This window comes from Streptomyces sp. NPDC043867, assembly GCF_056435845.1.
Window position 1 is genome coordinate 87,532 of record NZ_JBWKDS010000015.1, and the last position, 26,007, is coordinate 113,538.

The window sequence follows — 26,007 nt, forward strand, 5'->3', positions numbered from 1 at the left end:
CACGATCGGTGCATGACCAGCAGTACGCCCGGCACCGTGGAGCGCGCCTTCGAGGCCCTCTACGCCGACACCGACGCCGCCCTCGACACCGGGGCCTCGCTGCTCGCGGCCGACCCCGCCTGTGACGCCGAACTCACCCGGCGGGGCGAGGAGTTCGTCGCCGCCGCCTGGCGTCGCGGCTGGCAGCCCGCGGACGTCGTACGCATGGTGCGCCGCCGGCTGGACGACGTGCACGTGCGCCTGGTGGCGGAGCTGATCCTGGCGCAGTCGAAGCGGCGGGAGGAGGCCGGCCGGGGTTCGCGGTGGACGGCACAGCTCGACGACCTCGCGGACGAGGCGCGTGCCCCGCGCACCGACCGCTTCTCGTACGCGACCGCCGTGCTGGAGCTGTACCGGCTGCTGCTGCGGCTCCCGTCCGTCGAGCCGCTCGACGCATCCCGGGAGGGCGCCCCCAGGGAAGCCGGGCGGGCCTCCCAGGACTCCCGCATGCTCGGCCGGATCCGCGCGCTGCTCGCGAAGGCGGAGGCGACCGGGTTCCCGGAGGAGGCGGAGGCACTGAGCGCCAAGGCACAGGAGCTGATGGCGCGGCACAGCATCGACGAGGCGCTGCTCGCCGCCCGCACGCACGCCAAGGACGCGCCGGGCGCCTGCCGGATCGGGATCGAGGCGCCGTACGAGACGGCCAAGGCGGTGCTGCTGGACGCGGTGGCCCGGGCGAACCGCTGCCGCGCGGTGTGGAACGACGACCTCGGCTTCTCCACCGTCGTCGGTTTCGAGGCCGACCTGGAGGCGGTCGAGCTGCTCCACACCTCCCTGCTCGTGCAGGCCACGGCGGCCATGACCAGGGCGGAGGCGGCCCAGCGGGCGGGGGGCCGCAAGCGCACGAAGACCTTCCGGCAGTCCTTCCTCGCCGCGTACGCGCACCGGATCGGCGACCGGCTCGCGGCGGCCGCCGAGGGGCAGGTGGCCGACTCGGCGGGGGAGCTGCTGCCGGTCCTCGCGGCCCGCGACGTCGCGGTCGCGGACCGGGTGGACGACATGTTCCCGCGCACGGTCACCACCCGCCTGCGCGGCGTCACCGACGCCGCCGGCTGGCACGAGGGCGCCGCCGCGGCGGACGAGGCCCAGGTCAGGGCCCGGCCTCGGCTGGGGTGAGCCGGTCCCGAAGCGGCCGGGGCCGGTCGCTTCGGGGGTGAACCGGCCCTCGGCGGGACTGGGTCCCGCCACCGCGGTGACCGACCGGAACGACGTCGGCCGGCTGCCCCCGGTCCGGACGGCCTCGGGCCCGGACTCAGTCGCCCGCCGTCTGGAACGGGCTGACCGACGTGTCCGGCTCGCTCTTGCCGCGGAGGGCGACCGGACCGTACTCCCACGGGAAGGACTTCGCGGCCGTCGCGCCCGGCAGGCCGATCTTGACGGTCTTCACGTCGGCACTCTTCGCGGAGTCGCCCTCGGGCCCCCGTACGTACGTGATCGTGAAGGTCGCGGCCTCGTCCGCCTTCAGCTTCACCTTCACCGGGTTCGCTCCCTCCTGCGGGGCGACGGTCCAGGAGTCGGAGCCGTTGTGCAGGCCGACCTCCGGGAAGCCCCGCACGGAGCAGTCGCCGGGGCCCTGGTTGGTGACGGTGACCGGGATGTTGCCGGTGTCCCCGGCGGCGGGGGCGGCGTTGCCGGGGCCGACCTCCACGCCGACCTGGTCGGCGGTGCAGGCGCCGGAGGCCGCGGAGGGCTTGGTGTCGGCGTCGTCGGTGCCGCTGTCGTCGCAGGCGGTCAGCGTGAGTGCCGCCGCGAGAACGGTGACGGCGATCGGAAGGGCGCGCATGGGTTCCCCTTGAAGTCGTGACGGTGCACATGGATCATCACGCAACCCGCTCCACGTCCGCGTCGCGCCCCCGCCGTTACGAGTGTCCGGTCCACGCTCGTGTCGCGCCCCCGGCGTTACGAGTGTCCGGTCCACGTCCGTGTCGCGCCCCCGCCGTTACGCGTTCTCCCGGAAACGGCGTCGGGCCGCGGCACCCCGAGGAATGTCGCGGCCCGGCAACCATGACCGGCCCGACCACCATGACCGGCCCGACCACCATGACCGGCCCGTCGGCTGCCGCCTGTCCGGAAGCCACCCCGTGCCCGCCCCCGGCGAAGCTCAGGAGCCGCTCGCCGTCGGCAGAGCGGTGGGCAGCTTTCCGCCCTCGGCCTTGCGGTACGTCTCCTGGAGGCCGCCCTCCCACTTGACCTTGAGGGTCGTGGAGCCGACGGACTCGACCATGCCGTCGGAGCGTTCGGCGGAGCCGTCCGGGCACTTCAGGTGGATCATCCGCATGCCCGCCTCCTTGCCCGCGGTGCCGGTGCACATGGTGCCGCCGGTGGCGAACAGCCCGGCCTCCTTGCCGTGCACGACCAGGGCCACCGCCTTGCCGTCCGTCGTGGCCAGCCAGCTGCCCTCCAGCTTCCCCGCGGAGGACGTACTCCCGGAGCCCCCGGTGTCCCCGTCCGCACCAGCGGTCGAGGACGGACTCGCGGAGGTGGCGGAGTCCTTCTCCGAGCCGCCGTCGCTGTCGCCGTCGCTGCTGCAGGCGGTCAGCACGAGTGCGGCCGCCAGTCCCGCGGCCGCGGCCGCGCTCCGTACACGCTGGCGCGGGAAGGTCGCCGTAGTCACTGGAAGTCCCCCATAGGTGGGCGGATGATCGGAATGATCACTGAGGTCGCCGGAACGACCGCAGCAAGCTACCAGGAGGACGTGCGGACCCCGGGGAGAAAACGGGCGTGCGCTTGCTCACGCGGGTCGACCCGGAGAGCCCGGCGGCGCGCGGAGCCGCGGGGGCGCTCGTCCGCGGTTCGGCCCGCCGGGCGGCCGTACCGCGCGACGATCACCCGTCGGCTCCGAAAACTTTCGGCCGGAGATCCTGCCCCGGTACCCCTGACCTCCCTCCCACGGCCGAACGCCGACTTCTGCGGCGTGGCCGACGTGCACGTTCTCGCACCGGGGGAGCGGCCGACGCCGTGCGTCGAGCGGGCCGGGGCCGGTCCCGCCGGACCCGTGGACCGGACCCGCACGCGGACAGTGGAACAGGAACGCCGCGGCACGCGTCTCTTCCTAGTGCACGAGGGATTCGGCCGGGACGACCCCGCGCGGACGCGGGCGCGGAAGATCATGGGCGGGCGTCGGCGTCGCGGGTGCCGCGTCCTCTCAGGCGGAATTGGACCGGCTGTAGTCGGCGGGACAGCGCGCAGTAGTCAAGAACCGGTAAAAGCTGTAACCGCGGGACCACCCCGCGTGCACGTGCATCTGCCCATGCATCTGCACATGAACAGAGCTATGATCCGGAACAGTTGACCACTGCATCAATGGCCACATCAGCCAATGCACCATCCGGGGAGCGACCTGTGGACCACGACGTGTGCGACGTGGACGACGTGTACAACGGCATGGCGGCCACGGCGCTGCATGGGGTGAACTGGCAGAAGAGCAGGCACAGTAACTCGCAGGGTTCCTGCGTGGAGTTCGCGCGGCTGCCCGGCGGTGAGGTGGCGGTGCGCAACTCGCGCTTTCCCGAGGGGCCCGCGCTCGTCTACACGCGCGCCGAGATCGAGGCCATGCTGATGGGTGTCAAGGACGGCGAGTTCGATCACCTGGTAGCGGGCGCCTGAAGGCCCCGCCCGCACGGCCGCCCCGAAGCCACCCGCACGGGACGCCCGCACGGCCGCCCGGAAGCCGCCCGCACGGCCGGTCCGGAAGGAAGCGCCCGCTCGGGCCGTCCGTAGGGCCGGGCCTGAGCCCACTCACCCGTACAACTTTCCGTGACGGTTGAATCACGCACGGCGACGCGCGTAGAACCGCGGCGCCGAAAAGCGCCGCGGTCCCTCACTCCGTCGTGGCCCCGGCGTGCGGCAGCCTGAACAGCGCCCACACGACCTTGCCGCTGAGCCGGCCCGCGAGCGGATGCCAGCCCCAGCCGTCGGTGAACGAGTCGACCAGGAACAGGCCGCGTCCCGATTCCGCCGAGTCGTCCGAGTCGCGCGCGACGGGACTCTCGCCGCTGGGGTCGCGCACGGCGCACACCAGGCGCGTGGTCCACCGCATCAGATGCAGCCGTACGGGCGGGTCCTGCTCGCCGGCGCGCGGCGTGTCCGTGGGCAGCGCGTGCCGCAGCGCGTTGGTGACCAGTTCGGAGACCACCAGGCAGACGTCGTCGAAGCGGTCGCCGATGTCCCACTGGTCGAGCGTTCTGCGGGTGAACTGCCGTGCCTCGCGCACCGCTTCGTAGCGGGCGGGCAGAGCGCACGAGGCGGCGTCGGACACGGCCGTGGGGTCGAGCGGCGGAAGCCCCTGCCGTAAAGGCTCGAGCATGGTCGATCCATTCGTCCCCATGCGAGGCACTCCCGGGGTTCGCGGTCGTGGCGATGCAGCGGTGGCGCGGGAGCCATGGTTCCGAAAGCGTTCAGCAGATGCAAGGGCAGATGCACGTGCACGCGCGCGAATTAGTACGATCCGTACGACTTTCGGAGTGATTCTTCTCCCCTCTTATTCCCTCTTGTTTGTCCTTCGCTGATCTTTTTCGGCCCGGCCCCTTCGGTTACTTTCCGTTTCTGTAACCGGACGAGTACAGCTCGAAGTGTTTTAGTGGCAGACTGCGGCTCCTGGAACGGTTGGGGAGGCGGACGAACGTGAGCGCTGGTGAATCGAGCGGCTCGGTCGTGCGGCGGATGCTGCTGGGGTCGCACCTGAGGCGTCTGCGGGAGGCGCGCGGGATCACCCGGGAAGCGGCCGGTTACTCGATCCGCGCCTCCGAATCGAAGATCAGCCGCATGGAGTTGGGACGGGTGAGCTTCAAGACGCGTGACGTCGAGGACCTGCTGACGCTCTACGGCATCACCGACGAGGCCGAGCGCACGTCCCTCATCTCCCTCGCGAAGGAGGCCAACGTCGCGGGGTGGTGGCACAGTTACTCGGACGTGCTTCCCAGCTGGTTCCCGACCTACGTCGGCCTGGAGGGCGCGGCACACGTCATCCGCTCCTACGAAGTCCAGTTCGTGCACGGCCTGTTGCAGACCGAGGCGTACGCGCACGCGGTCGTCCGGCGCGGCATGAAGGGTGCGAGCGCCGCGGACGTCGACCGGCGGGTCGCCCTGCGCATGGAGCGCCAGAAGCACCTCGTCTCCGGGCGCGCCCCCGAGTTCCACTGTGTCCTGGACGAGGCCGCGCTGCGCCGCCCGTACGGCGACCGCGAGGTGATGCGCGGCCAGCTCCAGCACCTGATCGACCTGTCGGAACGGCCGAACGTCAAGCTCCAGGTCATGCCGTTCAGCTTCGGCGGCCACGCGGGCGAGAGCGGCTCCTTCACCATCCTGAGCTTCCCGGAGTCCGACCTGTCGGACGTCGTCTACCTGGAACAGCTCACCAGCGCCCTGTACCTGGACAAGCGCGAGGACGTCGCCCAGTACGAGGGCGCGCTCAAGGAGCTCCAGCAGGACAGCCCGGGACCGTCCGAGAGCCGCGACCTGCTCAGGGGACTCCTCCAGCTCTCCTGACCCGGCCGGCCGTGCCGTCCGCGAGGTCTTCCGGAGTCCCCGCGGACTGTCCCGAGCGTCCCTCAACTCCCTTGACTCACCAGTACGATGACGTGTGATCAGACGTTGATCGGATGTCTGCCTCGGCAGCCCTGGGATTGAGGGATCACATGTCGTCCTACTTCACCGACCTGGCACAGCAGTACATCGACGGCGAGTGGCGCCCGGGTACCGGCTCCTGGGACATCATCGACTTCAACCCGTACAACGGCGAGAAGCTGGCGTCGATCACGATAGCCACGGTCGACGAGGTCGACGACGCGTACCGCGCGGCCCAGCGCGCCCAGAAGGAGTGGGCCGCGACCAACCCGTACGCGCGCCGTGCCGTCTTCGAGCGCGCCCTGCGGATCATCGAGGAGCGCGAGCCGGAGATCACCGAGGCGATCATCGCGGAGCTGGGCGGCACCCACCTCAAGGCCGGCTTCGAGCTGCACCTCGCCAAGGAGTTCCTGCGCGAGTCGATCCAGCTCGCGCTGCGGCCCGAGGGGCGCATCCTGCCCTCGCCGGTCGACGGCAAGGAGAACCGCGTCTACCGCGTCCCGGTCGGCGTCGTCGGCGTGATCAGCCCCTTCAACTTCCCGTTCCTGCTGTCGCTGAAGTCCGTCGCGCCGGCCCTCGCGCTCGGCAACGGCGTCGTCCTCAAGCCGCACCAGAACACCCCGGTCGTCGGCGGTTCGCTGGTCGCCAGGATCTTCGAGGACGCGGGGCTGCCCGGCGGCCTGCTGAACGTGGTGATCACCGACATCGCCGAGATCGGTGACGCCTTCCTGGAGCACCCGGTCCCCAAGGTCATCTCCTTCACCGGCTCGGACCAGGTGGGCCGCCACGTCGCCACCGTCTGCGCCGCGCAGTTCAAGCGCTCGGTGCTCGAACTCGGCGGCAACAGCGCGCTGGTGGTGCTCGACGACGCGGACATCGACTACGCCGTGGACGCGGCGGTCTTCAGCCGGTACGTGCATCAGGGCCAGGTCTGCATGGCGGCCAACCGCGTCCTGGTGGACCGTTCGGTGGAGGCCGAGTTCACCGAGAAGTTCGTCACCAAGGTCAGGGGGCTGAAGGCCGGCGACCCGAGCGACCCGCAGACGGTCATCGGCCCGGTCATCAACTCCTCGCAGGCGGACGCGCTCACGGGCGTCGTGGACCAGGCGCTCGCCGAGGGCGCCACCGCGCTCCTGCGCGGCGCCACCACCGGCAACCTCGTCGAGCCGACCGTGCTGACCGGCCTGCCCGCCGACTCCGGCATCCTCCGCCAGGAGATCTTCGGTCCGGTGGCACTGCTCGTCCCCTTCGACGGCGAGGAGGAGGCCGTGCGCATCGTGAACGACACCCCCTACGGCCTCAGCGGCGCGGTGCACACGGCGGACGTGGAGCGCGGAGTCGCCTTCGCCAAGCAGATCGACACCGGCATGTTCCACGTGAACGACGGCACCGTCCACGACGAGCCGCTGGTCGCCTTCGGCGGCGAGAAGCAGTCGGGCGTCGGCCGCCTGAACGGCGAGGCGACCGTCGAGGCCTTCACCACGCAGAAGTGGATCTCCGTGCAGCACGGGCGCAGCCTCTTCCCGTTCTGATCCGTTCCGGTTCTTCCGGCCCGCACCGGGCCCTTGCGGACAGTAGGTGTCCGCAAGGGCCCGTACGTTCGGGGTGTCGGAAAGAACGGCAACGGCATCCACGAAAGGCGGCCCGTCATGGTCACTCACGTGTCGGCGGAAGCACACGGCGACGAGCGCGGCGCGCTGCTCTCCTTCCTGGAGGGCGAGCGCGGCGCCATCAGGCGGGCCCTGCTCGGGCTCACCGCGGAGCAGGCCACGAGCAGGCCGAGCGCGAGCGAACTGTCCCTCGCCGGGCTGGCCAAGCACCTCGCCGAGGTCGAGCAGGGCTGGATCGCCCGCGCCAGGGGCGAGAATCCCGCCGTCCGGCGGGACGAGTCGAACTGGCACGAGTGCTTCGTGCTGGCCGGGGACGAGACCCCCGAGTCGGTGCTCGCGTACTGGGAGGAGGTCGCGGCAGGGACCGAGGCGTTCATCCGCTCGGTGCCGAGCCTCGACGACACCTTCCCGCTGCCGAACGACCCCTGGTTCCCGCCGGACGAGCGGGTCTCCATGCGCTGGGTGATGCTGCGGCTGATCTCCGAGACGGCCCGGCACGCCGGCCACGCCGACATCATCAGGGAGTCCCTGGACGGAAGGACGGCCTTCGAGCTGGTCGCCGAGGAACGGGGCGGCGGCCGGGGCTGAGCGGCCCGGACTCGGGCGGGTGGAGGGCGGGGTCCTAACCTGGACCCCATGTCAGCGATCCGTCTCCTCGTGCTGGGCGCGGTGCGTCAGCACGGGCGGGCCCACGGCTACCAGGTGCGCAACGACCTGGAGTACTGGGGCGCGCACGAGTGGTCCAACGCCAAGCCCGGCTCGATCTACCACGCCCTCAAGCAGATGGCGAAGCAGGGGCTGCTGCACGCCCACGAGATCGCGCCCTCCACGGCGGGCGGCCCGCCGCGCACCGAGTACGAGATCACGGACCGCGGCACGCAGGAGTTCCTGGCGCTCCTGCGGGAGTCCCTGACGTCGTACGACCAGAAGATGGACGTGAAGTCGGCGGCGGTCGGGTTCCTGGTCGAACTGCCGCGGGACGAGGCTGTGGGGCTCCTGAAGGAGCGCATCCACCGGATCGAGGCGTGGCGTTCCGCGGTCACCGAGCACTACGTGCCCGAGGGCGGCCCCGGACAGCTCGGCCACATCGGCGAGATCATGAACCTGTGGGTCTCCGCCGCGGACGCCGACGCCGAGTGGACCCGGGGGCTGATCGAACGGGTCGAGGGCGGGGCGTACACCTTCGCGGGTGAGGGCGAACCGTTCGTGGGGGTGCTGGCGGAGGGCGAGGAGAACCCGTACGCCACGGGGACCCCGCACCCCGGGGACCGCGACTAGTCAAGTTTGACGATTGCAGTCCCGCGCGTTACCTTGCTCAAGTGGTCAAGTTTGACTACACGGGGTGGAGGGAGCCGGATGACCGACGCGATCGCAGTCGAGGGCCTACGGAAGCGGTACGGGGACAGGGCGGCGCTGGACGGCCTGGACCTGACGGTCCGCAGGGGCACCGTGCACGGCCTGCTGGGCCCGAACGGCGCGGGCAAGACCACCGCGGTGCGGGTGCTCACCACCCTGCTGCGGCCCGACGGGGGGCGCGCGGCGGTCGCCGGGTGCGACGTGGTGCGCGAGGCCGCCCGGGTGCGGCGCCGTATCGGCCTGCTCGGCCAGCACGCCGCACTCGACGAGGAGCTCGGGGGCGGGCAGAACCTGGAGCTGTTCGGGCGGCTCCACCACCTCGGCGCCCGCCGGGCGCGCGTGCGCTCCGGCGAGCTGCTGGAGTGCTTCGGACTCGCGGACACCGGACGCAAGGCCGTCAAGCGGTACAGCGGCGGCATGCGCCGCCGGCTCGACCTGGCGGCGTCCCTGATCACCGAACCGGAGGTGCTGTTCCTCGACGAGCCGACGACCGGACTCGACCCGCGCGGACGCGCCGAGGTGTGGGCGGCCGTGCGGTCCCTGGTCGGCGGCGGCACCACGGTCCTGCTCACCACGCAGTACCTGGAGGAGGCGGACCAGCTCGCCGACCGTGTCTCCGTCGTCGACCGGGGCCGGGTCGTCGCGGACGGCACGGCGGACGAGCTGAAGGCCCGCACCGGCGGCGACCGCATCGACGTGGTGCTGCGCGACGGGGGCCAACTGGGCGCGGCCGTCGCCCTGTTGCCCGTCCCCGCCGAGGGTGTCTCGGTGGACACGGACCGGCGCCTGCTGAGCGCGCCGGTCACCGACCGGATGGCAGCGCTCGCCGGAGTCGTACGCGCCCTCGAGGAGGCGGGGATCGTGGCCGAGGACATCGCCCTGCGGCGGCCGACGCTGGACGAGGTGTTCCTGCACCTCACCGCAGGCGACCACCGCGCGAAGGAGGCCGCGTGAGCACGACGTACGAGAGCGGCCGCAGCCGCACCGGATCCCACGTCCTGACCGACTGCTGGACCATGACCCGCCGCGAACTCGCCCACTGGGCACGGCAGCCGGTGCAGGTGCTCGTCGGCCTGGTCTTCCCCGTGATGCTGCTGCTGATGTTCGGCTACCTGGTCGGCGGCGGCCGGGAGGTGGCGGGCGCCTACGTCGACTACCTGGTCCCGGGCATGCTCGCGCTCACCATGGCGTTCGGCCTGGAGGGCACGATGCTCGCCGTCACCCAGGACCTCAACAAGGGGGTCGTCGACCGGTTCCGGTCGATGCCGATGACCAACGGCGCCGTGCTCGTGGGCCGTTCGGCCGCCGACATGCTCCAGTCGGCGCTGGCCCTGCTCGTGCTGACCGGCGTCGCGTACGCGATCGGCTGGCGCGCGCACGGCGGCCCGGACGCCTTCCTCGGCGCCATGGGCCTGCTGCTGCTCTTCCGGTTCGCGATGCTGTGGATCGGCATCCTGCTGGCGATGGTGGCCGGCCGGCCCGAGATGGTGCAGGCCGTCCAGATCCTGGTGTGGCCGGTCGGCTTCCTCTCCAACGCGTTCGCGACCCCGGACGCCATGCCCGGCTGGCTGGGCACGGCGGTCGAGTGGAACCCGATGTCCCGGACGGCGACGGCGGTACGGGACCTCCTCGGCGGCCCGGGCGGCGAGCCGGGCCACGTCTGGGCGGCCGTCGCCTGGCCGCTCGCCCTGCTCGCGGTGTTCTTCCCGCTGGCGGTGCGGAGGTTCGCCCGCCTCAGCCGCTGACGGTGTGCTGAGGGAGCCTCAGTGGTGGAAGCCGGTGGCCGCTTCCTTGTCGTGGGTCGACGGTCGCGGCTGCCGGCGCAGTTCGGGCAGGAGCCGGCTCAGGTCGTCCACGAAGAGCTCGGCGAGGTCCATCGAGAAGCCGTTGCGGCACACCACGCGCAGTACGGACAGGTCCTCCCGGTTCGGCGGGAAGGTGTACGCGGGCACCAGCCAGCCGCGCTCCCGCAGCCGCCGGGACACGTCGAAGACGTCGTAAGCCGTCACCCCGGGCGCCGTCGTGAAGGCGAAGACCGGCAGCTCGTCGCCCCGGGTGAGCAGCCGGAAGTCGTCCAGGGCCTCGACGCGCCCGGCGAGTTCGCGGGCCACGTCCCGGGTCGTCTGCTGCACGGCCCGGTAGCCCTCGCGGCCCAGCCGCAGGAACGTGTAGTACTGCGCCACCACCTGCGCGCCCGGCCGGGAGAAGTTCAGCGCGAAGGTCGGCATGTCACCGCCCAGGTAGTTGACCCGGAAGACGAGCTCCTCGGGCAGCGTCTCCTTGTCCCGCCACAGCGCCCAGCCGACACCGGGGTAGACCAGCCCGTACTTGTGGCCCGAGGTGTTGATGGACGACACCCGCGGCAGCCGGAAGTCCCACACCACGTCCTCGTCGAGGAAGGGCGCCACCATCGCCCCGGACGCGCCGTCCACATGGACGGGGACGTCCAGGCCCGTGCGCTCCTGGAGCTCGTCGAGTGCCGCGCACAGGTCGGCGATCGGCTCGTACGACCCGTCGAAGGTGGAGCCGAGGACACCCACCACCCCGATGGTGTTCTCGTCGCACAGCTCGGCGGCGGCCTTCGGATCGAGGTGGAACCGGTCGCCCTCCATGGGCACCTGCCGCGCCTCGACCTCCCAGAAGTTGCAGAACTTGTCCCAGCAGACCTGGACGTTCACGCCCATCACCAGGTTCGGTCGGGCCCCGGGGTACCGGTCCGCGTTCCGCCGGGCCCAGCGCCGCTTGAGCGCCATCCCGGCGAGCATGCACGCCTCGCTCGACCCGGTCGTCGAACAGCCCACGGCGGCGGCCGGGTCGGGCGCGTTCCACAGGTCGGCCAGCATCGCCACGCAGCGCCGCTCCAGTTCGGCGGTGCGCGGGTACTCGTCCTTGTCGATCATGTTCTTGTCGCGGCAGTCCGCCATCAGCACCCCGGCCTGGGGTTCCATCCAGGTGGTGACGAAGGTGGCGAGGTTGAGCCGTGAGTTCCCGTCCAGCATGAGCTCGTCGTGGACGAGCTGGTACGCCGTGATGGGCGGCAGCGGGCCGTCCGGGAGCCGGTGCTTGGGCGGGGCCTCGGCCATCCCGCTGACCGGGTTGGTCTGCCCGTAGAAGGGATTGACGTACAGGGGACGGTCCTCGGATTCGGACTGTCCGGGGCCTTTGTGGAGCGCCATGTCGCCTCCGTGCTGATGAGGTTGCGGATGGGGGTGCGGTTGAGGTCGGGGGAGCGGGTCAGCGGAGCGGGGTTCCGTCGTCGTGCAGCTGCATCTGGGGCCGGCCGGTCACCAGCAGCCAGGCCGGTACGGACGCCAGTGCGAGCAGCGGCAGTACGGTCGTGTCGGCGGCCAGGACGGCCGCGGTGAACAGGCTGATCCAGCCCTGCCGGGTGACGGCGAGCAGGACCCCGAGGACGGCGCAGACCACGGCGAGCGTGACCTGCACCTGGGGCACCAGCGCGTGGGCGCACAGACCGAGGGCCACCCCGGCGAAGACCGAGGGGAAGATCCGGCCGCCGCGGAACCCGCACGAGGTGGCGACGAGCAGCGCGGCCAGTTTCACCACGGTCATCAGCGCGAACCCGCCCGCCGACCAGCCCCCGGGGTCCGCGGCCAGCACCTTCACCTCGTCCAGGCCCTTGAAGAGCGTCAGATGCCCGCCCAGCGCGCCCAGCAGGCCGAGCACCAGCCCGCCCAGGGGAATCGCCAGCCACGGACGCCGGAGCCGCGCGAAGGCGCCGTGGACGTACGGGAGGGCGTACACCGCGGCCATGCCGATCACCGCCGCGACCGAGGCGACGACGAAGGCGCCCGGCAGGTCGCCCCAGTGCGGGCCCGGGTAGTCGGGCAGGGACAGGTCGAAGCTCGGGTGGGCGAGCAGGGACACGGTCACCGCGCCCGTGCCGCCGGCGAGCAGCGGTGGCAGCAGCCGGTCCCACAGCGCGCCGGGTCCCGGCCGCCCGGCCAGCACCTCGGAGAAGATCAGCGCGGCCGCCACCGGGGTGCCGAACAGCGCGCCGACCGTGCCCGCGGCCGCCAGCGACATCCACAGCAGGGCGGGGGAGCCGGGAGCGACCCGGGTGCCCAGCCAGCACGCGAGGGCGATGTTGGCGGCCGTGATCGGGTTCTCGGGGCCGAGACTGACCCCGCCCGCCAGGGCCAGGACGGTGACGAGGAGCAGCCCGGGCAGCACGCCGGGCGGCAGCGGCGGGTCGACCAGGCCGCTGGCCGCCGGGTCGGGGCCCGCGTGCCCCGGCACCTTCCACACGGCCAGTCCCACGGCGGCACCGGTCGCCGTGAGCACCACGAGCATCCAGAACACGGAGTAGCGGCCGACGCCGAGGGCGTCCGGGAGGGTCTCCCACAGGACGTCCTGGAGCTGTCCGGCGACCGTGCTCACGGCCAGCAGGACCAGCGCCGCGGCGGCGCCGACGACGATGGAGGGCACGATCAGCGGCAGCAGACGCCGGACGGGGGTCCGGCCCGGCGCCGCCGGGGCTTCGGTGCTCACGATCCACACCTTAAGCGGGCAAAAGCCTCATAACATCCCGGAGGATTCCGGCTTGCACCTCACGCGACGTGAGGCCCCAGCCTGGAGGCGTACCGGAGAAGGAGCGGAAGTGAGTTACTCAGTGGGCCAGGTCGCCGGTTTCGCCGGGGTCACGGTGCGCACGCTGCACCACTACGACGAGATCGGCCTGCTCGCACCGGGCGAGCGCAGCCACGCGGGACACCGGCGCTACGGCGACGCCGACCTCGACCGGCTGCAGCAGATCCTGTTCTACCGGGAGCTCGGCTTCCCGCTGGACCGGGTCGCGGCCCTGCTCGACGAGCAGGCCACCGGAAAAGCGGACCCGCGCGCGCATCTGCGCCGCCAGCACGAGCTGCTGACCGCCCGGATCGAGAAGCTGCGGCGGATGGCCGCGGCCGTGGAGCACGCCATGGAGGCACACACGATGGGCATCGATCTCACGCCCGAGGAGAAGTTCGAGGTCTTCGGGGACAAGGACCCCGGGGCGCACGCGGAGGAGGCCGGGCGGCGCTGGGGCGGCACGGAGGCGTACGCGGAGTCGCAGCGCCGGACCGCCCGCTACACCAAGGACGACTGGAAGCGGATGCAGGCCGAGGCCGCCGCCTGGGGCGCGCGCTACGACGCCCTCATGGCGGCGGGCGAGCCCCCGGCCGGCGAGCGGGCGATGGACCTGGCCGAGGAGCACCGCCGGCACATCACCCGGTGGTTCTACGCGTGCTCGTACGAGATCCACCAAGGGCTCGGCGAGATGTACGTCTCCGACGAGCGGTTCAAGGAGTTCTACGACTCCGTGCGGCCGGGGCTCGCCGAGCACCTGCGGGACGCGATCACGGCGAACGCCGAACGGCACGCCTGACCGCCCGGCCCGGGGTCACTCCCGGGCCAGGACCACCGCCGTCCCGTACGCGCACACCTCCGTGCCGACGTCGGCGGCCTCCGACACGTCGAAGCGGAACATCAGCACGCCGTTGGCGCCCCGCGCGCGTGCCTGGTCGACGAGCCGCTCCATGGCCTGGTTGCGGGTCTCCACCAGCGTCTTGGTGAGGCCCTTCAGCTCGCCGCCGATCATCGACTTCAGGCCCGCCCCGATCTGGCTGCCCAGGTGCCGTGAGCGCACGGTGAGGCCGAACACCTCCCCGATGACCTGCTCGACGCGATGGCCCGGCACATCGTTCGTCGTCACGACCAGTACGTCGGACTGGGGGCCGATGCCGCCGCCGTAGTCTTCGATTCCCATGCCTCACAGCTTTGTCCCAGTAGGGGCACAGTGCATCCCGGAGGCACCCGTGGAACCTGGCGGGGGCACCCGACGTTGATAGCTTTGGGACGGCCGAACCTCACCGCCGTACCCTTCCTTCACCCTCAGGAGCCCGGAACCGTGACGACGCTTGCCCTTGGACCAAGCTGGCTGGATCCGAACACCCTCCTGGACAGTTTCGGCATCTGGGGCCTGCTGCTCATCGTCTTCGCGGAGTCGGGTCTGCTCATCGGCTTCTTCCTGCCGGGCGACTCGCTGCTGTTCACCTGCGGTCTGCTGATCGCTTCGAAGCAGCTGGACTTCCCCCTGTGGGCGGCCGTCGCGCTGATCTGCCTCGCCGCGATCGCCGGCGACCAGGCCGGCTATCTCTTCGGCAAGAAGGTCGGTCCCTCGCTCTTCACCCGCCCGGACTCCCGCCTCTTCAAGCAGGAGAACGTGGTCAAGGCCCACGAGTTCTTCGAGAAGTACGGCCCCAAGTCCCTGGTCCTGGCCCGCTTCGTGCCCATCGTGCGCACCTTCACGCCGATCATCGCCGGCGTCAGCGGCATGCGGTACCGCTCGTTCATCACCTTCAACATCATCGGTGGCGTCCTGTGGGGCGCGGGGGTGACGCTGCTCGGCTTCTGGCTCGGCAACATTGAGTTCGTGCACAAGAACATCGAGGCGATCCTGATCCTGATCGTCCTCGTCTCGGTGGTCCCGATCGCCATCGAGTACCTGCGGGCCCGCGGCAAGGGCAGGAAGGCCGCCGCCTCGGCCCCCTCGGCCCAGCCCCCGCAGGGCCCGCGCGGCCGTCACGCCAAGCGCTGAACGCCCGCCTCGGGGCGCGGCGGGGACACCCGGGGACCGCTCCGCCGCCGTACGGACTCAGAAGCCACGCGTCCGCTTCGCCGCGCGGCGGCTCGCGGCGTCCCCGCCCGGCACCCGCAGGAACAGCCGGGAGATCTCGGACCCGAGGTTCACCCCGATGGCGATGGCCATCGCGAGCGCGGCCGCCTTGGTCAGGGACACCAGACCCTTGTCGACGTCGTTCTGCGCGATGGCCAGCAGCCCGAAGTACGTGGCCGAACCGGGCAGCAGCGGGCCGATCGCGGCCGTCGTGTACGGCAGCGCCGACGCGAACCGGTAGCGGGACAGCAGCTGCCCGAACAGGCCCACCAGACCGGCGGCCACCGCGGTGGACGCGACCGGTGAGATGTCACCGACGTAGTGCATCGCGCCGTACACCGCCCAGGCCACACCGCCGTTGAGGGTCACCGCCAGCACGGTCGAGCGCTCCTGCTGGAGCAGCACCGCGAAGGTGAGCGACAGCAGCATCGACGCGACGAGCTGGAGCACCGGCCGCTCGGAGACGCCGAGGGCCTGGTCCGGATTCAGCTCGGCGCCCAGCTTCACGCCGAAGTACAGGACCAGCAGCACGCCCGTGACGATGCCCACGAAGAAGTACATGACCTCCAGCAGGCGCGCGGACGCGGTGATGTAGAAGCCGGTGAGGCCGTCCTGGACGCCCGCGACCAGCGCTCTTCCCGGCAGCAGCGCGAAGAGCCCACCGGTGATCACCGCGGACGCCTTCACGCCCGCCCCGGACAGCTGGAGGGCGACCCCGATCGCGGCCGGTGGCATCGCGGCCACCGTGAACTGGTAGAACTCCGGCAGTCCGCGCCCCGCGCACAGCCACGCCAGCCGGTCGCCCAGCATCGCGCCCAGCGCCGCGGCCACGAACACGAAGACGTCACCGCCGACGAGCACCGAGGCCGCTCCCGCGAGCAGCCCGCCCGCCGCGGTCAGCACCCAGCCGGGGTACGGGTGGCGGTTGCGGCGGATCTCCGCGAGGCGCCCGTAGGCCTCCTCCAGGGAGATCGCGGTCTCGGCGTCGCTGAGGTCGTCCACGAGCCGGTACACGGCCGCGAGACGCGTGTAGTCGGTGCCTCGGCGCCGCACCGTCCGGGAGGCCGTCACGGGGTCGTCCACGAGGGACGGCTGGTGCGAGATCGACAGCAGGGTGAACGTGACGTTCGGTTCGCAGCGGTCCAGGCCGTAGGAGCGGCAGACGGCGAACATCGCCGCCTCCACGTCCTCGGCGCCCTCGCCGCCCGCCAGCAGCAGCTCGCCGATACGCAGCGTCAGGTCCAGCACGCGCGGGACGGCCGGCCCCGAGTCGTCCTCCTTGGACACCGGTTCCGGCGCCGGACGCTCGGTCACCGGCATGCGCAGCATGGTGCGCATCCGGTCCTGCCAGGGCGCGTCCTTGGTCAGCCCGACCACGGGCAGGCCGGCCGCCGGGGTGAAGGCGGGCGGCGCGTGCTTCGCGCTGTAGGTGCGCGGGGTGTTGAACGCCGAGCCCTCGGTGTCGCCGGGGACCGGGTGCGGGACGTCGAGACCCTTGGGGAGCGCGAACTCCGACGTCGTGGACGACTCGTCCTCGGCCACCGGGGCCTGCGGCGCCACCACACCGGCCGGTGGGGCGAACGCACTCCTCGCCTCGTCCGACTGCGGTGTGCGGTCTTCCGCCTGCGGGTCCGTCACCAGCCCCTGCCTTGCCTCTCGTGCATGTGCGCGTACGCCTCACGCGTACTTTCCGTACGTCTCACCCGTACCTGCCGTACGCCTCAGTATGCGTACGGAAACGCGAGCGGGCCGCGCGGCCCTCTCAGGGTCGCACGGCCCGCTCGCGAAGAAGTGGCAGGTCAGTGACCGCCGGACTCCTTGAAGCGCTTGTAGGAACGCTCGATCTCGGCCTCGGCCTCGGTGCGGCCCACCCAGTTGGCGCCCTCGACGGACTTGCCGGGCTCCAGGTCCTTGTAGACCTCGAAGAAGTGCTGGATCTCCAGGCGGTCGAACTCGGAGACGTGGTGGATGTCGCGCAGGTGCTCCACCCGCGGGTCGTGCGCCGGGACGCACAGCAGCTTGTCGTCGCCGCCCGCCTCGTCGGTCATGCGGAACATGCCGATCGTGCGGCACTGGATGAGGCAACCGGGGAAGGTCGGCTCGTCCAGGATGACCAGCGCGTCCAGCGGGTCGCCGTCCTCGCCGAGGGTGTTCTCGACGAAGCCGTAGTCGGCCGGGTAACTGGTCGAGGTGAAGAGTCGACGGTCCAGGCGGATCCGACCGGTCTCGTGGTCCACCTCGTACTTGTTCCGCGAACCCTTCGGAATCTCGATCGTGACGTCGAACTCCACCGGTGGCTCCTCCATGATCAGCACATAGTTCTGGTGGTTAAGTGTCCCTCACGCAGGTGTGTGATCGCGAAAGGGGCTGGTGATCGTGCCAGAGCTGAGGGCTTGGCGGGCCGCGAGACCGCATGTGGTGCGGGTCGCGCGAACCGTGGCACCGCACGTCGTGCGGGTCACCCGAGCCGTCCGGCCGCGCCCCGTGAAGGTCACGACCGTGCAGCTCACGGCCGTTGCCGCCACCGTGGGCCTCGCGCTCGCGGCCGGGCTGGCGACCGCGGCCGGTCCCTGGGACTCCTCGGGTCAGCGTACGGCGGAGCGCGACCGGGCCGCAGCGCGGGACCGGCAGGGTGGCACAGATCACGGCCGCGACCCCGGTGCGGCGCCCGGCGGGCCCCGGCCCGCGCCCAGCGCCGCGTCCGTCCTGGCCGCCCTGAGCGGTGCCACCGGTTCGGCGCGCCCGCCCGCCGAGAGGGCCCTCGCCGGCGTCCTCGACCCGCTTCTGCAGGATCCTTCCCTCGGTACGCGGCGCTCGGCCGTCGTCGTCGACGTCGCGACCGGCAGGCGGCTGTACGGCACGGGCGCCGCCGAGGCACTGACCCCCGCCTCCACCACGAAGATCGCCACCGCCGTCGCCGCGCTCACCGCCGCAGGCGCCGACCACCGCATCACGACCCGCGCCGCCCTGGAGCCCGACACCGGAGAGGTCGTGCTGGTCGGCGGCGGCGACCCGACCCTGACCGCCCGGAAGAAGACCGACGGGGGCTGGGCGAGCCTGCGCACCCTGGCCGCCGACACCGCCCGCACACTCAAGGCCCGCAAGCGGGAGAAGGTGACGCTCTCGTACGACACCTCGCTGTACGCGGGCTCGGGGCAGCCGCCCAGCGGGGTCGAGGGCAATCTCGCCCAGGTCACGCCGCTGATGGTCGACGAGGGCCGCCTCGACGACTCCTCCAGCGGCGCCACGGGACGCAGCGCCGACCCGGCGGCGGACGCGGCGCGCAAGTTCGCGGAACTCCTGGAGACCGAGGGCATCGAGACGACCGCGCCGGGCCCCTCCAAGGCGACCGGCCGCTCCAGGACCCTCGCCGAGGTCGAGTCCCCGCCCCTGTCCGCCCTCGTCGAGCGGATGCTCACCAACAGCGACAACGACATCGCCGAGGCCCTCGCCCGGCTGACCGCCCTCGCCTCCGGCGAACCCGCGAGCTTCCAGGGCGGCGGGACCGCGATCCGCGCCCAGCTGAAGAAACTGGACATGCCCCTGCAAGGCGCCGTTTTCGCGGACGGAAGTGGCCTGAATCGTTCGGACAAGCTCTCTGCCGAACTGCTGACCGCCCTGATCACGAAGGCCGGTGACCCCGCCCGCCCGGAGCTGCGCCCCGCCCTCACCGGGCTCCCGGTGGCAGGCTTCACGGGCACCCTCAGCCAGCGCTACGCGGACGGTGCGGACCGCCCGGCCACCGGAGTCGTACGCGCCAAGACCGGCACCCTGACGGGGGTCAACGCGCTGGCCGGCACGGTGGTCGACACCGAGGGACGCCTGCTCGCCTTCGCGTTCCTCGCCTCCGGGACCACGGACCGCACGGGCGCCCAATCGGCCCTGGACCGCTCGGCGTCGGCCCTGGCGGCCTGCGGCTGCCGGTAGCGGCAGCGCCCCGGTCGCCCCCGAGGCACCGCGGGTCCTCGCGGACCCCCGGGGCCACGGGGCGGGCGCACGCCCGGCGGCGCACCCCTCACCGCACTCGGACGCCCTCACGTACGGTTGACGCATGACGAGCATCGGTGGTGCCCAGATGGTCGACTGGAATCTCGCGGTGGCGACCGCGACCCGGCTCGTGAGGCCGGGCCCCGAGGTGAGCCGCGACGAGGCCAGGGCCGTCGTCGCGGAGCTGCGGCGGCACGCGAAGGCCTCGGAGGAACACGTCCGCGGCTTCACCCGGTTGGGTGTGGACGGCGTGCACGACACCCCCGTACTCGTCGTCGACCGCCCCGGCTGGGTCCGGGCGAACGTCGCCGGGTTCCGGGAACTCCTCAAGCCGCTTTTGGACAAGATGCAGGAACGGCGCGGCAGCAGCGCCGGCGGAGCCGTCTTCGGAGCCGTCGGCGGCAAGGTCACCGGCGTCGAGCTGGGCATGCTCCTGTCGTTCCTGTCGTCGCGGGTCCTCGGGCAGTACGAGACCTTCGCCCCCGCCACCCGCGACCTCCCGGCCGGTGCGAACGGCGGCGGCAGGCTCCTCCTGGTCGCCCCGAACATCGTGCACGTGGAGCGCGAACTCGACGTCCAGCCCCACGACTTCCGCCTCTGGGTCTGCCTGCACGAGGAGACGCACCGCACCCAGTTCACGGCCGTGCCCTGGCTGCGCGACCACCTCGAGGGCGAAATCCAGTCTTTCCTGGCGGAGACCGACGTCGACCCGATGACCGTCCTGGAGCGGATCAGGGAAGCCGCGCAGTCCCTCGTCGGCGGACGCCCCGAGGGCGAGGAGGGCGAGGACGGCGGCCGGTCCCTCGTCGAACTGGTGCAGACGCCCGCCCAGCGGGAGATCCTCGCCCGACTCACCGCCGTCATGTCCCTGCTCGAAGGGCACGCCGACTTCGTGATGGACGGCGTCGGCCCCGCCGTCGTCCCGTCCGTCGCCGAGATCCGCGAGAAATTCCAGCAGCGCCGCGCCGCGGGCGCCTCCCGCCTGGACCTCGCCCTGCGCAAGCTGCTCGGCCTCGACGCCAAGCTCAGGCAGTACCGGGACGGCGAGCGGTTCGTCCGCGCGGTCGTCGAACAGGTCGGCATGGACGGCTTCAACCGCGTCTGGACCTCCCCGAACACGCTCCCGACCAAGGCGGAGATCGCCAAACCGGCGGACTGGGTCACCCGGGTGCACCGCACGGCGGAGTCGTGAAGCCGCCCGCGGGGGGCGTGAAACGAATCCGGCCGACGGCAGGCGAACGCCCCTTCAATCACCCGTCCGAGGGACCGTGAGCCAGGAGTAGGCGTGCAATGCTCGGGGAACGGCCCGGTTCTGTCACCATCTACACACTCTGAGTGACCGACACCGAGTTCACCCCCCGAAAACTTCATGAAGGGAACCGGACATGGGTCCCCATCCTGCGGTCGCGGCGATACGCCTGGCGGTTCGCCGCGTACTCCACGACATCCTCACCGAGCACGCGCCCTCCCCGGACGCCGGGCGCACGCCCGCCTCCTGCGCCGGGTGCGCGCCCTCCTCCGCCGCCGTACGCCCCGCGGCTCTCGGCAGCGGCGAGCGCGTCCCGGCCCCTGCCGGCCGGCGCGCCCGCGGCACCCGCGCGTCTGCGGACATTCCGCACGAACAGCCCCCGCCGCTCGTGCTCGTGGCGTGCTCCGGCGGCGCCGACTCCATGGCGCTCGCCTCCGCCCTCGCCTTCGAGGCCCCCAAACTCGGCATCCGGGCCGGCGGCATCACCGTCGACCACGGCCTGCAGCCCGGCTCCGGCCTGCGCGCCGACGAGGTCGTCCTGCGCCTGACCGAGCTGGGACTGGGTCCCGCCGAGTCCGTCGCCGTCACCGTCGGCCGCGACGGCGGGCCCGAAGCCGCCGCCCGCGACGCCCGCTACGCCGCCCTGGACGCCGCCGCCGAACGGCACGGAGCCGCCGCGGTCCTGCTCGGCCACACCCGCGACGACCAAGCGGAAACCGTCCTGCTCGGCCTCGCCCGCGGCTCCGGCATCCGCTCCCTGTCCGGAATGGCCGCGGTCTCGGGGGCCGACGGCCGTTACCGGCGCCCGTTCCTGCACCTGGACCGGCAGACCGCCCGCAAGGCCTGCATGGCCCAGTCGCTCCCCGTCTGGGACGACCCGCACAACGCCGACCCGGCCTACACCCGCTCCCGGCTGCGCCACGAGGGGCTGCCCGCGCTGGAGAAGGCCCTCGGCAAAGGAGTCGTCGAGGCACTCGCCCGTACGGCCCAGCTCTCGCGCGACGACGCGGACGCCCTCGACGCCTGGGCCCGGCAGGCGGAGACGTCCGTGCGCGACTCCGCCGGCCTCCTGGAGTGCGCCAAGCTCTACGCCCTGCCGCCCGCCGTGCGCCGCCGCATCCTGCGCCGCGCGGCCATCGAGGCGGGCGCACCGGCCGGCTCGCTGTTCGCCCGGCACGTCGAGGAGATGGACCGGCTGATCACCGGATGGCGCGGTCAGGGGGCCATCAATCTCCCGGGCAAAGTCGTCGCCCGGCGGCAGGGTGGCAGACTGGTGATCCGGCAAGGCTGAACCGGACCCTCCGCCGGAGCCGCTCGCGTGGCTCCTGGGGACCGCTTACGCGGGGTGTGGGCGGTCCGAGCGGCCGTTGGGACGGACGACCGAAAGTGATGCGGGTGGACGCGAAAGACATGGGCACCGACCTCAAGTCGGTGCTCATCACCAAGGAAGAGATCGACGCGAAGCTGGCCGAGCTGGCCGCGAAGATCGACGCGGAGTACGCGGGCAAGGACCTGCTGATCGTCGGCGTACTCAAGGGCGCGGTGATGGTCATGGCGGACCTGGCACGTGCGCTGTCCACCCCCGTCACGATGGACTGGATGGCCGTGTCCTCGTACGGCGCGGGCACCCAGTCCTCCGGTGTGGTGCGGATCCTCAAGGACCTCGACACCGACATCAAGGGCAAGCACGTCCTGATCGTCGAGGACATCATCGACTCGGGTCTGACGCTGTCCTGGCTGATCTCCAACCTCGGCTCCCGCGAGCCGGCCTCCCTCAAGGTGTGCACGCTGCTGCGCAAGCCGGAGGCGGCCAAGGTCGCGATCGACGTGGAGTGGGTCGGCTTCGACATCCCGAACGAGTTCGTCATCGGCTACGGCCTCGACTACGCCGAGAAGTACCGCAACCTCCCGTTCGTCGGTACGCTCGCGCCCCACGTCTACGGCGGCTGACGGGCGCGGTGCCGTTCTTCACAGGACGATCGGGAACCCCAGCGGGTTCCGCGCCGTTGGAGCATGCGTGGGCGGGATTGACAGTCGTCCCCTGCGACTTCGGGTGACAATGCTGGGGTACCGTCCGAAGAACAGTCTTTACAAGTCTTTGTCAAACTCACTATGGCAGGAGGGACGGGGCGGTTCCGCTCCGTATGGATGGACGTGAAGCGATACTTCCGTGGGCCGGTCATGTGGATCGTGCTGGCCGTCCTTGCCGTGGTCGTGTTGATGCAGGTCGTCGGCTCGTCCGGCGGCTACAAGACAGTGGACACCGGCCAGGTCGTCCAGGCGATCAATGACAACAAGGTCGAGTCGGCCAAGATCACCACCGGCGACGAGCAGGTCATCAAGGCCTCGCTCAAGGACGGTGAGAAGGTCGACGGCAGCTCGAAGATCCAGGCGAGCTACATCGGCGACCAGGGTGTGGCCCTCGCCACCACCCTCCAGGACAAATACCAGAACAAGCAGATTCCGGACGGCTACACCGTTTCGCCGTCCAAGCAGAACCCCTTCGTGGGCATCCTGCTGTCCCTGCTTCCCTTCGTCCTCATCGTCGTCGTCTTCCTGTTCCTGATGAATCAGATGCAGGGCGGCGGCTCCCGGGTCATGAACTTCGGGAAGTCCAAGGCGAAGCTCATCACCAAGGACACCCCGAAGACGACGTTCTCGGACGTCGCGGGCTCGGACGAGGCGGTCGAGGAACTCCACGAGATCAAGGAGTTCCTGCAGGAGCCGGCGAAGTTCCAGGCCGTCGGGGCGAAGATCCCCAAGGGTGTGCTCCTCTACGGCCCGCCCGGCACGGGCAAGACGCTGCTCGCCCGCGCCGTCGCGGGTGAGGCGGGCGTTCCCTTCTACTCGATCTCCGGTTCCGACTTCGTCGAGATGTTCGTCGGTGTCGGTGCCTCCCGGGTCCGTGACCTGTTCGAGCAGGCCAAGGCGAACGCTCCGGCGATCGTCTTCGTCGACGAGATCGACGCGGTCGGCCGTCATCGCGGCGCCGGCCTCGGCGGCGGTCACGACGAGCGCGAACAGACGCTGAACCAGCTGCTCGTCGAGATGGACGGCTTCGACGTGAAGGGCGGCGTGATCCTCATCGCCGCCACGAACCGGCCCGACATCCTCGACCCGGCGCTGCTGCGCCCCGGCCGCTTCGACCGCCAGATCGCGGTCGACCGCCCGGACATGCAGGGCCGTCTGGAGATCCTCAAGGTCCACCAGAAGGGCAAGCCGGTCGCCCCGGACGTCGATCTGTCCGCCGTGGCGCGCCGCACTCCGGGCTTCACCGGTGCGGACCTGGCGAACGTGCTGAACGAAGCCGCGCTCCTCACGGCGCGCAGCAACCTGAAGCTCATCGACAACAACATGCTCGACGAGGCGATCGACCGTGTGGTCGCGGGCCCGCAGAAGCGGACCCGGATCATGTCGGACAAGGAGAAGAAGATCACCGCGTACCACGAGGGCGGTCACGCCCTGGTCGCGGCGGCGTCTCCGAACTCCGACCCGGTGCACAAGATCACGATCCTGTCGCGCGGCCGGGCCCTCGGTTACACGATGGTCCTGCCGGACGAGGACAAGTACTCGACCACGCGCAACGAGATGCTGGACCAGCTCGCGTACATGCTGGGCGGCCGCGCGGCCGAGGAACTCGTCTTCCACGACCCGACCACGGGTGCCGCGAACGACATCGAGAAGGCCACGGCGACGGCCCGCGCGATGGTCACGCAGTACGGCATGACCGAGCGCCTCGGCGCGATCAAGTTCGGCGGCGACAACACCGAGCCGTTCCTCGGCCGGGAGATGGCGCACCAGCGCGACTACTCGGAAGAGGTCGCCGCGCTCGTCGACGAAGAGGTCAAGAAGCTCATCGAGAACGCGCACAACGAGGCCTGGGAGATCCTGGTCGAGAACCGCGACGTCCTCGACAACCTGGTGCTCCAGCTGCTGGAGAAGGAGACGCTGGGCAAGGAGCAGATCGCCGAGATCTTCACTCCCATCGTCAAGCGTCCGGCCCGCCCCGCGTGGACCGGTTCCTCCCGGCGCACGCCGTCCACCCGCCCGCCGGTGCTCTCCCCCAAGGAGCTGTCGCTGACGAACGGGGCGAACGGCGCCTCCGCCGCCATCGCCGGCGCGACGGAGTCCGTCCCCTCGACGGAGACCGCCCCGGAGGAGCGCCCCGAGAGCTGATGTCCCGGCTCCCGGCGGCCTCACCAGGCCCGGAATGGATGCCGCACCCCCCAGGTTCTAGCCTGGGGGGTGCGGCATTTCTGATGCCCGGAATGATCACGCGTCGAGTCACACGCGTGAGAGGCCAAGGAACGAGGAACAGATGACCGACCCCGTGACGCTGGACGGCGAGGGCACGATCGGCGTGTTCGACGAGAAGCGTGCCGAGAACGCCGTGCGCGAGCTGCTCATCGCGGTCGGCGAGGACCCGGACCGCGAGGGCCTGCGTGAGACGCCGGGGCGGGTGGCCCGGGCGTACCGGGAGATATTCGCGGGGCTGTGGCAGAAGCCCGAGGACGTGCTCACGACGACGTTCGACATCGGGCACGACGAGATGGTCCTGGTGAAGGACATCGAGGTCCTCAGCTCCTGCGAGCATCACCTCGTGCCCTTCGTCGGGGTGGCCCACGTCGGGTACATCCCGTCCGTCGACGGCAAGATCACGGGTCTGTCGAAGCTGGCCCGTCTGGTGGACGTCTACGCCCGCCGCCCTCAGGTGCAGGAGCGGCTGACGACGCAGGTCGCCGACTCGCTGATGGCGATCCTGGAGCCGCGCGGGGTGATCGTCGTCGTGGAGTGCGAGCACATGTGCATGTCCATGCGGGGGGTGCGCAAGCCGGGGGCCAAGACCATCACGTCGGCGGTGCGCGGGCAGCTGCGCGACCCGGCCACCCGCAACGAGGCGATGAGCCTGATCATGGCCCGCTGACCCGCGCCGGGGGGCCTTGACCCGCGCCGGGGCCCGCTGACCCGCGTCCGGGCCGCCGCGAGACGGCGGCTCCGGGGGTGCCCGCGCGGCGCGCCTACGCCGCCGCGGCCGTCCCGTCGTTCTCGTCGTCGTCCTCCGGGAGCTTGCAGACGCGCTCCAGGAAGAAGGCGGCGGCGATGACGCCGATGCCGGCGAGGACCGAGAAGCCCGCGTAGATGGCCTGGTCGCGGCGGGCGGGGACCTCCAGGGACTCCAGCAGGAAGGCGCCCGTGCCGCCGTACATCCCGGAGACCAGGGCGGCGACGAGGGCGCTGGCCTGGCCGAAGACGACGGCGCGGGCGGCCATCAGGGGGTCGACGCCCTTGGCGCCGGGCCGGCGCTCGCGCTGGGCCCGGAGGCGGGCGCGCAGCGAGAGCGCCGTGGCCAGCAGGACGACGGCGATCAGGGCGAGGACGACGGGGGCGGCCAGCGGGACCCGGGGGAGGGTCCCCACCGCGTTCCACAGGCGGGCGCCCGCCCAGGACAGGACGCCGGCCACGACGAACACGGCAGCCAGCGTCCTGATGCGCAGCTCTTTCACGTTGCCCCTTCGGTAAGCCGG

25 protein-coding genes are annotated in these 26,007 nt (G+C 71.5%); 16 read left to right on the top strand and 9 right to left on the bottom strand.

Translation table 11 applies throughout. From position 1 onward, the window contains the following. Positions 1-12 precede the first annotated feature (12 nt). Entirely contained in the window at positions 13-1,155 is a 1,143-nt protein-coding gene (locus tag AC069T_RS17240; RefSeq protein ID WP_478783552.1) for a DUF2786 domain-containing protein, read from the top strand. Between the two features lie 136 nt (positions 1,156-1,291). Here the strand turns inward: AC069T_RS17240 and AC069T_RS17245 are convergent, their stop codons facing one another. Together AC069T_RS17245 and AC069T_RS17250 are read right to left on the bottom strand one after the other, a co-directional pair. Continuing rightward, positions 1,292-1,822, bottom strand: a complete 531-nt coding sequence (locus AC069T_RS17245) for a DUF4232 domain-containing protein (protein WP_478783553.1) — start codon at positions 1,820-1,822, stop codon at positions 1,292-1,294. A gap of 318 nt (positions 1,823-2,140) precedes the next feature. Then, the gene (locus tag AC069T_RS17250) at positions 2,141-2,653 is read right to left on the bottom strand and encodes a hypothetical protein (protein WP_478783554.1); all 513 of its coding nucleotides are present in this window, start codon (positions 2,651-2,653) and stop codon (positions 2,141-2,143) included. Between the two features lie 728 nt (positions 2,654-3,381). Here AC069T_RS17250 and AC069T_RS17255 point away from each other — a divergent pair. Beyond that, entirely contained in the window at positions 3,382-3,645 is a 264-nt protein-coding gene (locus AC069T_RS17255; RefSeq protein WP_478783555.1) for a DUF397 domain-containing protein, read from the top strand. Positions 3,646-3,859: 214 nt separating this feature from the next. Here AC069T_RS17255 and AC069T_RS17260 read toward each other — a convergent pair whose 3' ends face one another. Next, a complete protein-coding gene (locus AC069T_RS17260) occupies positions 3,860-4,345 on the bottom strand; it encodes an ATP-binding protein (protein WP_478783556.1) in 486 nt (161 codons plus the stop codon). 356 nt (positions 4,346-4,701) lie between these two features. Here AC069T_RS17260 and AC069T_RS17265 point away from each other — a divergent pair, with 356 nt between their 5' ends. The 6 genes from AC069T_RS17265 (at position 4,702) to AC069T_RS17290 (ending at position 10,315) form a co-directional block, all read left to right on the top strand. After that, positions 4,702-5,526, top strand: coding sequence for a helix-turn-helix domain-containing protein (locus tag AC069T_RS17265; protein WP_478783614.1), 825 nt, complete (start codon positions 4,702-4,704; stop codon positions 5,524-5,526). 149 nt (positions 5,527-5,675) lie between these two features. Further along, positions 5,676-7,136, top strand: coding sequence for an aldehyde dehydrogenase family protein (locus AC069T_RS17270; RefSeq protein WP_478783557.1), 1,461 nt, complete (start codon positions 5,676-5,678; stop codon positions 7,134-7,136). Between the two features lie 117 nt (positions 7,137-7,253). Beyond that, the gene (locus AC069T_RS17275; RefSeq protein WP_478783558.1) at positions 7,254-7,802 is read left to right on the top strand and encodes a DinB family protein; all 549 of its coding nucleotides are present in this window, start codon (positions 7,254-7,256) and stop codon (positions 7,800-7,802) included. Between the two features lie 48 nt (positions 7,803-7,850). After that, a complete protein-coding gene (locus AC069T_RS17280) occupies positions 7,851-8,492 on the top strand; it encodes a PadR family transcriptional regulator (RefSeq protein WP_478783559.1) in 642 nt (213 codons plus the stop codon). Between the two features lie 78 nt (positions 8,493-8,570). Then, a complete protein-coding gene (locus AC069T_RS17285; protein WP_478783560.1) occupies positions 8,571-9,524 on the top strand; it encodes an ATP-binding cassette domain-containing protein in 954 nt (317 codons plus the stop codon). A 62-nt stretch (positions 9,525-9,586) separates the two neighbouring features. Continuing rightward, complete coding sequence (locus AC069T_RS17290) at positions 9,587-10,315, top strand: ABC transporter permease (protein ID WP_478783615.1); 729 nt, start codon at positions 9,587-9,589, stop codon at positions 10,313-10,315. Between the two features lie 18 nt (positions 10,316-10,333). Here AC069T_RS17290 and gad read toward each other — a convergent pair whose 3' ends face one another. Both gad and AC069T_RS17300 read right to left on the bottom strand, forming a co-directional pair. Continuing rightward, positions 10,334-11,746 carry a glutamate decarboxylase gene (gene gad, locus AC069T_RS17295; RefSeq protein WP_478783561.1) on the bottom strand — a complete coding sequence of 471 codons (1,413 nt, stop codon included), beginning with the start codon at positions 11,744-11,746 and terminating at the stop codon, positions 10,334-10,336. Between the two features lie 58 nt (positions 11,747-11,804). After that, a complete protein-coding gene (locus AC069T_RS17300) occupies positions 11,805-13,079 on the bottom strand; it encodes an ion channel protein (protein ID WP_478783562.1) in 1,275 nt (424 codons plus the stop codon). A 109-nt stretch (positions 13,080-13,188) separates the two neighbouring features. On the opposite strand from AC069T_RS17300, the gene AC069T_RS17305 reads away from it, so the two are divergent. Next, complete coding sequence (locus AC069T_RS17305) at positions 13,189-13,956, top strand: MerR family transcriptional regulator (protein WP_478783563.1); 768 nt, start codon at positions 13,189-13,191, stop codon at positions 13,954-13,956. 15 nt (positions 13,957-13,971) lie between these two features. Here AC069T_RS17305 and AC069T_RS17310 read toward each other — a convergent pair whose 3' ends face one another. Beyond that, positions 13,972-14,337, bottom strand: a complete 366-nt coding sequence (locus AC069T_RS17310; RefSeq protein ID WP_358854726.1) for a YbjQ family protein — start codon at positions 14,335-14,337, stop codon at positions 13,972-13,974. Positions 14,338-14,478: 141 nt separating this feature from the next. On the opposite strand from AC069T_RS17310, the gene AC069T_RS17315 reads away from it, so the two are divergent. Further along, a complete protein-coding gene (locus tag AC069T_RS17315; RefSeq protein WP_478783564.1) occupies positions 14,479-15,168 on the top strand; it encodes a DedA family protein in 690 nt (229 codons plus the stop codon). Between the two features lie 57 nt (positions 15,169-15,225). Here the strand turns inward: AC069T_RS17315 and AC069T_RS17320 are convergent, their stop codons facing one another. After that, positions 15,226-16,884 (bottom strand): threonine/serine exporter family protein, encoded by a 1,659-nt coding sequence (locus AC069T_RS17320; protein ID WP_478783565.1) that lies wholly within the window; start codon positions 16,882-16,884, stop codon positions 15,226-15,228. A gap of 161 nt (positions 16,885-17,045) precedes the next feature. Then, complete coding sequence (locus tag AC069T_RS17325; RefSeq protein WP_121406362.1) at positions 17,046-17,537, bottom strand: inorganic diphosphatase; 492 nt, start codon at positions 17,535-17,537, stop codon at positions 17,046-17,048. Positions 17,538-17,616: 79 nt separating this feature from the next. Here AC069T_RS17325 and dacB point away from each other — a divergent pair, with 79 nt between their 5' ends. The 6 genes from dacB to folE all read left to right on the top strand — a co-directional run bounded on the left by dacB (position 17,617) and on the right by folE (position 25,406). After that, positions 17,617-19,173 (top strand): D-alanyl-D-alanine carboxypeptidase/D-alanyl-D-alanine endopeptidase, encoded by a 1,557-nt coding sequence (gene dacB / locus AC069T_RS17330; RefSeq protein ID WP_478783566.1) that lies wholly within the window; start codon positions 17,617-17,619, stop codon positions 19,171-19,173. Between the two features lie 124 nt (positions 19,174-19,297). Then, on the top strand, positions 19,298-20,425 hold the full coding sequence (locus AC069T_RS17335) for a zinc-dependent metalloprotease (protein ID WP_478783567.1): 1,128 nt from the start codon (positions 19,298-19,300) through the stop codon (positions 20,423-20,425). Between the two features lie 193 nt (positions 20,426-20,618). After that, a complete protein-coding gene (tilS, locus tag AC069T_RS17340) occupies positions 20,619-21,773 on the top strand; it encodes a tRNA lysidine(34) synthetase TilS (RefSeq protein ID WP_478783568.1) in 1,155 nt (384 codons plus the stop codon). 98 nt (positions 21,774-21,871) lie between these two features. Then, positions 21,872-22,432, top strand: coding sequence for a hypoxanthine phosphoribosyltransferase (hpt, locus tag AC069T_RS17345; protein WP_010986089.1), 561 nt, complete (start codon positions 21,872-21,874; stop codon positions 22,430-22,432). Positions 22,433-22,630: 198 nt separating this feature from the next. Then, positions 22,631-24,658 carry an ATP-dependent zinc metalloprotease FtsH gene (gene ftsH, locus AC069T_RS17350; protein WP_478783569.1) on the top strand — a complete coding sequence of 676 codons (2,028 nt, stop codon included), beginning with the start codon at positions 22,631-22,633 and terminating at the stop codon, positions 24,656-24,658. A gap of 142 nt (positions 24,659-24,800) precedes the next feature. After that, a complete protein-coding gene (gene folE / locus AC069T_RS17355; protein WP_358854732.1) occupies positions 24,801-25,406 on the top strand; it encodes a GTP cyclohydrolase I FolE in 606 nt (201 codons plus the stop codon). A gap of 94 nt (positions 25,407-25,500) precedes the next feature. Here folE and AC069T_RS17360 read toward each other — a convergent pair whose 3' ends face one another. After that, complete coding sequence (locus AC069T_RS17360; RefSeq protein WP_476753653.1) at positions 25,501-25,986, bottom strand: DUF3180 domain-containing protein; 486 nt, start codon at positions 25,984-25,986, stop codon at positions 25,501-25,503. Between the last annotated feature and the right edge of the window lie 21 nt (positions 25,987-26,007).